Annotated in this window: 3 protein-coding genes; 2 read left to right on the top strand and 1 reads right to left on the bottom strand. The window is 62.2% G+C overall.

The window, feature by feature from the left end; all coding sequences use genetic code 11:
* Positions 1-171 precede the first annotated feature (171 nt).
* Both IVA81_RS13450 and IVA81_RS13445 read left to right on the top strand, forming a co-directional pair.
* Positions 172-336: a hypothetical protein gene (locus IVA81_RS13450; protein ID WP_247317985.1), complete on the top strand. Its 165-nt coding sequence runs from the start codon at positions 172-174 to the stop codon at positions 334-336.
* A 33-nt stretch (positions 337-369) separates the two neighbouring features.
* Positions 370-588 carry a hypothetical protein gene (locus IVA81_RS13445; protein ID WP_247317982.1) on the top strand — a complete coding sequence of 73 codons (219 nt, stop codon included), beginning with the start codon at positions 370-372 and terminating at the stop codon, positions 586-588.
* Positions 589-732: 144 nt separating this feature from the next.
* Here the strand turns inward: IVA81_RS13445 and IVA81_RS13440 are convergent, their stop codons facing one another.
* Positions 733-11,538, bottom strand: a complete 10,806-nt coding sequence (locus IVA81_RS13440; protein ID WP_247317979.1) for a VCBS domain-containing protein — start codon at positions 11,536-11,538, stop codon at positions 733-735.
* Positions 11,539-12,088 lie beyond the last annotated feature (550 nt).

The raw sequence follows: 12,088 nt of genomic DNA, 5'->3' as shown, positions 1-12,088 counted from the left end.
AACGCGCCGCCGTTCCTCCTGAAAGGGTGTGAAGGCCAACCCGCTGCAGTTGGGCCATACACGAGTCTCAGCAATCCCCCAACCCTCTCCTCGGCCTCTTGGCACAACTCAGGATGGCACCCCGTAAATTTCCCAATGTCGCCCGCCTTGGACCGGCGGGAAGATAGCACCATGAAAATCTCGAAGCCAAAGGAATGGAGCGACCTCGAACGCAGGAAGCTTTCGGCGATGATCCGCCGGCGGTACGGCGCGGCGGAAATTGCCGCAACTCTTCGCCGGCATGTCGGCTCAGTCAAGCGGATGGCGCGCGAAATGGGGTTACTTCTGAAAAAATGACATAAGTCCGAGTACCATACGCGACAAAGCGCATTGAGCTGGCGGATCGATCCCATCGCCGCCACCGAGATCGACGCGCGGCTTGCGGCCTATCGATTCGACCACCACGCCATCAGCGAAGTCTACGTGCAGGCGCGTGAGGTCCTGGTCCTGTTCGAGGGCCTGCTCAATGCCGCGCAAACCAAGCGCATACTGCTGCTTCGCGAGATCAGGAACCAGCGCCTAGGTGGGCCGCTGCACCGGCCGCGCTGAAAGATCACATCGCGATCCCGAGCGCGAGCTCTCGGTTCCGCCTTGTGCGTAAGGATAGTTAAGTCGATCGCTCAGGCGCGACGCGCAGCAACACCGCCGCTCCCTTCCGGAGACGGTCTATTGCGACTCCGGAGCCAGCTCAGACTAGCTCACCAGGAAGTTGCTATTGTGCAACGCGCCATTCGCGTTCAGCAAGCTGATCTCCATATCGCTAGCTCCGTCGCCATCGATATCGACCTGGAGGGCGTCGTTGCCCGAACCGAAATTCTGCAGAATGGCGGAAGCCTGGTTGCTGCCGAGCAAAGTCGGACCATCCACATACTCAATGTGACCGCCGGCAACGCTGATGCCCGAGAACGTAAATTTATCATTGCCCGCATCGAAATTGTGAATGGTATCGGCAGCACCGGCGGCTGAATCCGCGATGCCGACGAAGCGGAAGTTGTCATGCCCCGCGCTGGCGAAGATCTCATCCGCACCCGCGCCGGCAGTAATCGTCGTGTCACCTGACGTGTTGCCGATCGTGATCCGGTCGAAATTCGCGGCGGCATTGACGGTTTCGACGTTGGTCACGGTGATGTCGTAGACGTTCGCGTTGAAGTTCAGGGTGTCGTTGCCGTCGCCGAGATCGATCACGTTCGCCGCGCTGGCCTGCAACGTCAGAATATCGTCCGCCGAACTCCCGTTGAGCAGATTCACGTTCCACAGATTGTCGAACGAATTGCTGCCCTCGGCTAGATTTAGGACGTTGGCCGTTCCTTCTCCGAGATTGACCGTCACTCCGGACACGGTGTTCAGAAGCGTGAGCGTATCGTCCGACGGATGGAGATTGCCGGTAAAATCACTGCCGTTGAGGTTTTCGACGCCACTGATGCTGAGCGAATTGACGCCATTGGCGAGGGACACAAAGTCGTTTCCGCCGCCCAGATCGATGGCAATACCGGCGACGTTGTTCGTCAAGCTGAGCGAATTGTCGCCCGAATTGCCGTTGATCTGCTCGATACCCGTTGCGGCAAAGGAAGCGAAGTTTCCGTCGAGGACGATAGTATCATCGCCATTGCCGAGATCGATCGCAACGCCGTTGGCCGCTGCAATCGCGCCAGTGACGGTCAGGGTGTCGTCGCTGGCCGTTCCGTACACGTGATTGACATCGTAGATGTTCACGAACGAGTTCGCGCCGGCAGCGAGATTCATCGTATTGTCGCCGTTGCCGAGGCTGATGTTCAGGCCCGTGACCGTCGTCGTCAACGTGAGCACGTCGTCGACGCCGGGCGTCGCGCCGAAATCGGATCCGCCGATTCCATCGACGCCAATCAGGCTGAGCGTGTTGGCGCCGCCCGCGAGGTTGAGCTGATCATTGCCGCCGCCGAGGTTGACGATCAATCCGTTGGCGTTCGTCGCGAGGTTGACGAACTCGTCGTTGCCATTGCCGGCCAGGTTCTCGACACCGGCGAGATTGAGCGTGTATCCGTTACCGAAGATGCCGTTGAGCAGGACGGTGTCGCCCGTCCCCGTCCCCAGATTGAGAGTGTGTCCGAAGATATTGGCTCCGACGCGAAGATAATCGTCTCCCGCCGTTCCGATCACGGGTGCTGCACCAGAGAGCTGCTGCGTCGAGAGATCGATCGGACTCCCCGAAGTGCCCGACGACAGCAGCACGATGCCATCGCTGAACTGCAACACTTCGACGTTGGTCAGGGTGTCGGTGCCGTCACGGTTCGTTATGGTATCTTGAACCTGGATCGTCCCGGACGTCGTGACGTTGTACTGCGATTGCACACCCGAGAAGATCACCATGTCGGTGCCGGCGCCACCGTCGATCATATCGTCGCCGCCCTGGCCGGTGATGCCATCGTTTCCACCAGCTGCGTTGATCGTGTCGCCACCGTTACCGCCAAAGAAGAACTCGTTATTTGAGCCGCCGACCAGCGTGTCGGCTTGGTTCGACCCCTGGACGCTGTTGACGCCGCCCGTGATGAAATCGGCGCCGGCCACACCGCCCACAATTCCCGTCGATAGGTCGACGGAAACGCCGCCCCCGCTCGCCTGAGAATACGAGACGCGCGTATTGCCGTTGCCGGTGATGGTGTCGTTGCCGAGGAGGCCTTCAAACAGGTTGAAGGTCCCGAACGATCCGGCCGAGGTCACGCCGGTGAAGCCCGCGGCATTGTAGGTGTCGTTCAGGTTGCTGCCGGTCGCACTGTTGACGCCGACATAGGTGTCGGTACCGATCGAGCTGCCGCCGGTCGCAGTCCCCGCCTGCAGGTTGACCGTCACGGCATCGGTCGCGCTGGAATAGATGATGCGGGTGTTGCCGTTGCCGGTGATCATATCGTTGCCAGCCAGGCCTTCGAACTGGTTGAAATTGCCGTTGTTGCCGACGTTGTTGGTTGCGCCGTTCTGGAAGCCAACAGCGCCGAAATTCGTGGCCGTAAAGACATCGTTGAAAGCGGTGCCCTGGGCAGCCTCGATCCCGCGGAACGTATCATTGCCGATCGAGCCGTCACCGGTCGCGGTGCCCGCTGTGAAGTCGATGGTGACAGCGCCGGTGGAGAAGTAAATGTTGTTGTAGCTGATGATGTCGAAGCCGCCGCGGCCGTCGATGACGTCGTCGCCGGCAAGGCCGGTGAAGCTCTCCGTAGTCGCGGTGCTATTGCTGCCGCGAATGGTGTCGTTGAACATCGAGGCCATCACGGCGTTGACGCCGTTGAACGTATCGAGGCCCGTGGATGCGTCACCGCTCGCCGTCCCCGCCAGAAGATCGACGATCACCGCACCGGTTGCGTTGGTGAACGCAACACGCGTGTTGCCGTTACCAACAATGTTGTCGTTGCCCCCCATGCCGATGAATTCGTTGAAGGTCCCGTTGGACCCGGCATTTGTGCTGCCCGCACCGAAGCCGGTGGCGTTGAAGGTGTCCACGTCGTTTGATCCGCGCACGGATTCAATCGATTTAAGCGTGTCGGTGCCGACTGTCGCGGCGTCGCCCGTCACAATACCCAAGGCCAGCTGGACGTCGATACCGCCTGCTGCGGCGGGATCGAGCGCGTAGTCCGCGCGGTCGAAGCCGGTCCGCCCATCGATGAAGTCATTGCCCGCGCGGCCTTCGAAGACTTCCACGGTCCCGGGACCATTGGCACTGCCGAGCAGTTGGTCGGCATATCCGGAGCCGACGATCCCGGCAAAGCCAGAGCCCACCAAGGTATCGGTCCCGACCGAAGCATCTCCCATCGCCGAATGTGCGGCTAGATCCACGGTCACGCTGCCCGCCGCGTTGGCATAAGAGATGCGCGTCAGCAGCGCGCCCAGGCTGTTCATTGCTCCCGTAATGGTGTCGTCCCCTCCGCGGCCTTCGAACTCATTGAAGCCCACATTGGTGCCGGCAATGCCGGTATCGCCCGCAAAGCCGGTCGCGTTGTACGTATCGGCGTAGTCGCTGCCCACGATGCCCTCGACATTCGTCAGCGCATCGGTGCCGACGCCCGCACCGGTCACGGAGCCTGCCGCGAGATTGGCGGTGATGCCTCCCGTGGCCGCGACATAGTCGGCGCGGTCGAAGCCGAGGCCGCCATCGAGCAGATCATTGCCATCGAGGCCCTTGAGGCGGTCGTTGCCGGCGAGGCCGCTCAGGCTGTCGGCGTAGGCGGTGCCGATCAGCGTATTTGCGCCAGCGTCGCCGGTGAGGTGGACGCCTTGCCCCAGAATGAAGTCAGCGGCGGTGAGGTTCGACAACGTCACGTTCAGCAGAGTGAGGGTGTCGCCATTGCCGAAGTTGATGACGGTGTTCGACCCTTGCTGGGTGGCAAGCGTCTGGATGTCGGCAAGCGTCGAGACACCCGGGACTCCCGTGATGTCGATTTTGTCGGCGTCCGCCTGCACGAAGTCGCCGATGATGTCGGCACCGCCGCCGATGGCGTAGACAAATGTGTCTGCACCGATGCCGCCGTTCAGGGCATCGTTGCCGGCACCGCCACTGAGCAGGTCGTTGCCGCCGTTGCCGAACAGCTGGTCGTTGCCGTTGGAGCCGGTGACCGTGTCGTTGAAGTTCGAGCCCGAGACGTTGGTCACTCCCACAATGGTGTCGTGCCCTATCGAACCGTCGCCGTCTGCGGACCCGTTTGCGAGGTTGACGACTACGCCAGAGGACGCATTCGCGAACAGCAGCTGCGTGCTGCCGTTGCCGGAGATGAGATCGTTGCCGGCCAACCCCTGGAAGGAATTGAAACCGACGAAGCCTATTGCATCGTAAATGTCGGAAAAATTGCTGCCATAGACACTGTTGACGCCCGCGAAGGTGTCATGTCCTACAGACACGTCGCCCGTTGCCGAGCCGGCGTTCAGGCTGACGGTGATGCCGCTGGTGGCATTGGTGTAGAGCAGGCGCGTGTTGCCGTTGCCGGTGATCTGGTCATCCCCGCCTAAGCCTTCAAACTGGTTGAAGCCGCCATTGTTGCCGATATTGAGCGCACCGGCCTGGCCGTAACCAATTGCCGCATAGGTGTCGGCGTAGCCCGTGCCCTGAATGCCCTCGATCGAGCGCAGCGTATCGGTGCCGATCGAAGCGTCGCCGGTCGCCGTGCCCGCCGCCATGTCGACGCTCACACCGCTCGTGACCGTGCTGAGGCTGTTGTAGATGGCAACGTCGAAGCCGCCGCGGCCGTCGATGTAATCGTCGCCGCCGAGACCGGTGAAGTTGTTGTTGAAGCTGCTGCCCAGCAGCGTGTCGGAGAAGGTCGAACCCTGCGCCGCATTGACGCCGGTGAAGCTGTCGGTGCCCTCGGTCGCGCCTGTGGCGCTGCCGGTCACCGTGACCGCATTCGTGGCCCCGATGACGCTGGTCTCGAGGTCGACGCTGACGCTCGAGGCGGCGATCTGGTAGTTCAAGCGGGTGGAGCCGTTGCCGATGACGGTGTCGTCGCCGCCGGCGCCGGCGAAGTCGTTGAAGGTGCCGGAGGAGCCGACATTGATCGCGCCGACCTGACCGAACCCGGTCGCATCGAAGGTATCGTCGAAATTGGTGCCGCGGGCGGCCTCGACGTTGCGAATCGTATCCGTGCCGACCGTCGCGTCGCCGTTCACCGTGCCCGCAGCGAGGTGAACATAGATACCCGACGTGGTCGTCGTGTCCGAATTGTAGGTGACCTGGTCGTAGCCGCCGCGGCCATCGATATAGTCGTCGCCGCCGCGGCCTTCATAGGTCTCATAGGTAAAGGCCGCATTGTCGCTGCCGTAGAACGTGTCGTTATAGGCCGATCCCCATACCGTTGAGACGTTGGAGAAGGTGTCGTGGCCGACGGAGGCATCGCCATCTGCGGTCCCTGCCCCGATATCGACCGTGACCGCGCTGGTTGCTCCCAGATAGGACAGCCGCGTGACTGCCTGCCCCAGGGCATTGAGATCGCCGATGACAATATCGTCGCCGCCGCGCCCTTCGAACTCGCTCTGTCCGGCTGCGGCGCCGGGCAGACCGGTCGAGCCGGTAAACCCGGCCGCATTGAACGTGTCGGCATAGTTGCTGCCGACCGCCCCCTCGATGCCGATGAGCGTATCGGTGCCGACCCCTGGCCCCGAGGCGGTGCCGGCTGCGAGGTTGACGGTGATGCCGCCGGTCGCGTCGGTATAGATGGCGCGGTCGAAGCCGAGGCCGCCATCCAGGAGGTCGCTGCCGCCGAGGCCCTGGAGGCGGTCGTTGCCGCCGAGACCGCTGATGGATTCGGCATTGGCGGTTCCGACGAGATCGTTCGCGTTGTCGTCGCCGACAATCGGAGCGGCCGGGGTGCCGAACAGGAAATCGCTCGCCGTCAGGCTGTTCAGATCGACGTTCTGAAGCGTGAGGCCGTCACCCGAGCTGAACGTGATGACCGTGTTGGAGCCGATTTGCGCCGCATGCGATTGCAGATCGGCAAGGCTGAAGATGCCGTACACACCGGTCAGATCGATCTTGTCCTGGCCATGGACGAAGTCCTGGATGAAGTCGAATCCGCCACCGGTCGCGTAGACGAAAGTGTCCGTTCCGGCGCCACCGCTGAGGAAGTCGTTGCCGGCGCGACCATCCAGAGTGTCGTTACCGACGCTGCCGGAGAGGCTGTCGTTGCTGGCGCTGCCGATGATGGTGTCGTTGAAATTCGACCCCAGAACGTTGAACACGGCACCGGTGATGGTGTCGTGGCCGACCGAGCCGTCGCCGACGGCTGTGCCGGCGGTGAGGTTGATGCTCACGGCACCGGTGGCGTTGCCATACTGAATCTGCGTATTGCCGTTGCCGGAGATGGTGTCGTTTCCGGCGTTGCCCTGGAACGAGTTGAAGTTCGCGTTGACGCCAGTAAATCCCGTCGCGTCGTAAACGTCGTCAAAACCGCTACCGAGCGCGCTGTTGACACCCGTGAAGGTGTCGTTGCCGGTCGAACTGTCGCCGGTGGCGCTGCCGCCCGCGAGATTGACGGTCACCCCGCCGGTCGCGTTGGCGAAGATCAGGCGCGTGTTGCCGTTGCCGGTGATGACGTCGTCACCGCCGAGGCCCTCGAATTGGTTGAACGTGCCGTTGTTGCCGATATTGGCCCCGGCCACGCCGTAACCGGTCGCATCGTAGGTATCGGCGAAATTGGTGCCCTGAATGCCTTCGATCGAACGAAGTGTGTCCGTGCCGTTCGACGCATCTCCGGTGACGATACCAGCCGCCATATTGACGGTGATGCTTCCCGTGGTGAAGAAGATGTTATTGTAGGATGACACGTCGAAGCCGCCGCGGCCGTCGATGTCATCGTTGCCGGCAAGGCCGGTGAAGGTGTCGTTGGTGGCGCCGCCGAGCAGCGTATCGTCGAACATCGAAGCCTGGACGGCGTTGACGCCGGTAAAGTGATCGGTGCCGACGGATGAATCGCCGGTGGCAATGCCGGTGACGAGGTCGACCTGAACTCCGGCGGTTGCGTTGTTGAAACCGAGCCGGGTAAAGCCGTTGCCGGTAATGGTGTCGTCGCCGCCATTGCCGGTGAACTCATTGAATGTCCCGTTCGAGCCGGCGTTGACGCTGCCCGAGCCGAAACCTGCGGCATTGTAAGTATCGACGAAGTTGGTGCCGCGGATCGCCTCGATCCCGCGCAGCGTGTCCGTCCCAACGGTCGAATCGCCGGTCACAGATCCGGCGGCGAGATTGACGGTAATACCCGTCGTGGTGTTCGGATCGACGTTGTAGTCCACCCGGTCGTAGCCGCCGCGACCGTCGATATAGTCGTTGCCCGCAAGACCCGCATACACCTCCGCGGTGAACATCGGATTGTTGCTACCCAGAATCGTGTCGTTATACGCAGAGCCCCAGACGCCGTTGAAGCCGGACCCGACGAGCGTGTCGTGGCCCACCGATGCATCACCCTGCGCATAACCGGCTGCGAGATCCACCGTCACCGCCCCGGTGGCGCTGACATAGGAGACGCGTGTCAGCTCCGCACCCTGGCTGTTGGTGTTGCTGATGATGGTGTCGTCGCCGCCTTTGCCTTCGAACTCGTTGTAACCGACGGGGCTCCCCGGGACATGGGCATCGCCGGTGAAGCCGGCTCCGTTGAACGTATCGGCAAAGTCGCTGCCGATGGCCGCTTCGATGTTGACGAGCGTGTCTGTCCCCACGCCTGCGCCGGACGCCGTTCCCGCCGCGAGGTTGATCGTGACGCCGCCGGTTGCGTCGGTATAGACGGCGCGGTCGAAGCCCGGGCCGCCGTCGAGGATATCGTTGCCGGAACCGCCGGTGAGGTAGTCCTTGCCGGCTCCGCCAAACAGGATGTCGTTTCCGTCACCGCCGCTGAGACGATCGTTGCCGTCCTGGCCATCGATCAGATCGTTGCCGCTTCCGCCCGAAAGCACGTCATCGCCAAGCGAGCCGAACAAGGCGTTACCGACCGGGGTCAGCACGGCATCCTGGACCTGCTGGTCGAGGTTGTCGACGTAGAGCGTCGTGAGCTCAGTCACCGAATCCGGGTCGGAGAAGTCCGTCGCGGCCAATTGGTCGGCGGCCTCGCCCTGGGCGACCTGGCCGGCCTGCGCCAGTTCAGTGACGTTCGTGGCCGACTGAATGCTGTCGTTCGCGGCAGCGACGACCTCGATAACCGTCGCGGCGGCTGCAGTGCTGACGCCGGAGAGCGTGACAACGCTTTGAACGGTATCGGAAGACGCCAGATTGAAGGTCGGCGCGTTGGGAACGGTCTGAGACGCGGTAATCGCGCCTGCAATGGCTGTAATGACCGCGTCGGGCTCCACGCCGACCGCTGACACCTGCGCGACCGTGCTTTGGACCTGGATGGCCGCGGCAAGCACCGCCGTCGCCGTCGCATTGCCGGTCACGGCAGCGGGCACCGGATCGTACGACAGCAGGTCAATGGGGTTTTGGGGATCAGCGGCGAGATCGACGTTGAAAGCGGCCGCAATGGCGCTGATGGCCTGGTCCACGGTGAGGGGAGTCGCACCGTTTGCCGTGCTGTCGACCAGCGCGACGATCAACGTCGTCAGCGGCGTGATGACGGTCGATCCCTCCGGCGCCCTGAGCACGCCGGCGACCTGCAATCCCGTCGAGATGTCGACACCGCCGATACTCACGAGCGGACCGGATCCGCCCGCCAACGTAAAACTGCCATCAGCCCGCGTCGTCGTGAACGCCTCGCCTGCGTCGAGTATTCCGTTGTTATTGGCGTCGGCAAAAACGGTCGCGCCGCCGATATAGCCGTCGATATCAAGCGCGTTGATCTCGTTGGCACCGGGCGTCACGGCCAGCGAGAGCTCGGCCGAGCTCACCGCCTGATGAACGCCGTCGTCGGAAATAGCGGTGATTTTCAGTGTGATCGGATCAGGGCTGCCGACGGCATGGTTCGGGATCAGGACGACGTTCTGAATTGAGTCGCCCGTCACCAGCCAGGTGCCCTCTCCGATCGCCGCGCCATTCTGGACCGTAAAGCTCGACGGCACCCCCTCGATCTTCACCGACAAGGCGCTGCTTTGGTCGATCTTACTCGCCGCGATATGGAGGGTGATGATTTGATCGGCGGCGCCCGATGAGTCCTGAACGCTCAGATGAGGCGCGTCCTGCGCGCCATGGATGTCAAAGCTGATGTTCTTGGTCGTGCCATCGACGGACTTGACCGTGAAGGTCTCCGTCTTGACCTCGTTGGCGCCGAGATACTGAATTGCGGTGTTGTCGACCGAATAGTTGTAATGGCCATCGGCCAGCAGCGTCACCGTGCCGAGGTTCCCGGGTGCCGTGATCTGGCCCGCCTGAAACGCCGCCTGATTCTGGTCGGCATCGCTGATCGCGAGCTGGCCAGATGCGGTGAGCTGACCATCTTCCGTGACATCGTGCTGAGTAAGACCGCCGATATCGGCGGAATCGTTGACGCCGTGGATCGTGAACGTCACGTCCTTGGTTGTGCCGTCCTGAGCCTTGACGGTGAAGACCTCGTCGCGGGTCTCGCCCTGGCCGAGATATTGAACGAGATTGTTGGCAACCGAATAGCTGTAGGCGCCATCGGTGCCGATCGTCAGCGTCCCGAGATTGCCGGGCGTCGAGACGACGCCGGTCTGGAACGAATTCTGGTTCTGGTCGACATCGTTGATCGACAACGTGCCGGACGCCGTCAGGACGCCGTCCTCAGTAACATCGTGCTGGGCCACATTGCCGATCACGGCTGCGTCGTTGGTACCCGTGATGTTCACCACGATATCGCGGGTCGCGGTACCGTCGGCCGAGGCAACCGTCAGGGTGTCCGTGACCTGCTGTCCTGCGGCGAGCGGATTCGACTTCACGGGATCGAGCGTATAGGTCCAGGCCCCGGTCGCCGCATTGAACGTGAAATTGCCGTAGGTGCCGGCCAGCGAGGCCGGGACCGCGAAATGGTTTTGGCCATTGTCGACGTCGTGCACCGCAAGCTGGCCCGACGCGCTGGGATCGCCGGCCACGCTCCCGGCCTCGGTCACCGAGATATCCTGGCTCCCGGACACCGTGATCGTGGCCAGGTCGTTGCTGCCGGTGATGGTCACGGTGAGCGTCGACGAGCCCGTTCCTGCGTGGTTGTCGGCATTCGTGTAGGTGAACTGCTCCGTCACCTGCTGGCCTCCGGCGAGCGCTTGCACGGACGCGCTGGAATTGTTGAGCGTGTAGGTGTAGGCGCCGGTCGCCTTGGTGACCGCCAGCGTTCCATAGGTGCCGACCACGGTGATCGTGGTGCCGTTGTCCGTGCCTCCGGACACGGCCGACACGGTGTGGGTGTCGCCGGCATCGGCGTCCGTGTCGTTTGCGAGCAGACTGCCGCTGGCAACGGTCGTCACGTCCTCCTTGAGGGAGGCGATATCCGCGACTGCAACCGGCGCGTGATTGGTCGGGCCCTCGATGACGACCTCGACCTTTTCGATCGAGACGACGGCCAGATCGAAGCTATTGAACGCGTAGTTTGCGCTGCCATATCGAGCGATAAGTGCCTGGATTGCCGCAAGATCGGACCTGAACGAAGCCGAGTTCGCGAACTCTTGCGTGACGACGAGGCGGAGCGTGTCCTGGCCCTTGCCGCCGTCGTAGATATCGACAGAATCCACGTTCTCCGAAACGCGATAGATCAGGATATCGTTGCCATTGCCGCCGCTGACGATATCGGTGCCGGCGCCGCCATCGATGATATCGTCGCCGTTGTCGCCGGCGATCAGATCGTTGCCCGCCCCACCGAGCAGCGTATCGTTGCCGTTGCCGCCGAGGATGATGTCGTTACCGGTGCCGCCATCCACCGTGTCATTGCCGTTGCCGGCGTCGATGATGTCGTTGCCCGCACCGGCATTTATGCTGTCGTTGCCGTTGCCGCCCTGAATGAGGTCATTGCCTCCCCCGGCGCCGACGGTATCGTTGCCATCCCTTGCATTGATGATGTCAGCCGAGCTGGTGCCGGTGATCTGATTGTTTGCATTGGTGCCGTTAATGATCATGGCGATTCATCTTTCTCGATATGACAACAGGCTTTGCTCGCGAGCGCGCGGAAGCGGCTTGCGTTGTGCGGATGGAAAAATCTTCAATCGTCGAAAGCGGAACGCGATATGGACGCCACGCGTGACGTCGTGCGGTCGCTCATGGTGAGCCCCCTCCCGTAACTTCCCGATTTTTCAGGTTCGCCGTCAGCCCAACGGCGCGAGTTTGAAATGACGTGGTCTTGTTATTGTGCGACGCCTTGCCCCGTTGCTAGGCGTCGCCTGAATTCTCGAAGTCGAAATTTCCGACCGTCGAAAAAACTTTTCTGATAATTGCAAATTGTTTCCATTGTTGCGCGACTGCGTCAAGGCAGCACAGCTGCTAACCTTAAGCTGGGTGTGAACCGGACGGTGCAGCTGCGAAAGCGCATGTCCCCGATCTGCGAACGGGCGCGATTTCAGCAAACCGGGGGATCGGTGCTCTGCCGGACTGCAGCACAACAAGGGCTGGAACGAAGCGATCGCCCTTGCCATGAGGCTCGTCCCGACGAGATCGCCCAAGCTGCCGAGC

The sequence above is a fragment of the Bradyrhizobium sp. 141 genome (assembly GCF_023074055.1).
Taxonomy (GTDB): domain Bacteria; phylum Pseudomonadota; class Alphaproteobacteria; order Rhizobiales; family Xanthobacteraceae; genus Bradyrhizobium.
Note: the sequence above shows the minus strand (reverse complement) of the source record. Positions and strands in the feature narration are given on the sequence as shown.

Coding starts and splice junctions, on each gene's coding strand:
- IVA81_RS13450 (WP_247317985.1), top strand. CDS start 172: ATGAAAATCTCGAAGCCAAAGGAATGGAGCGACCTCGAACGCAGGAAG.
- IVA81_RS13440 (WP_247317979.1), bottom strand. CDS start 11,538: ATGATCATTAACGGCACCAATGCAAACAATCAGATCACCGGCACCAGC.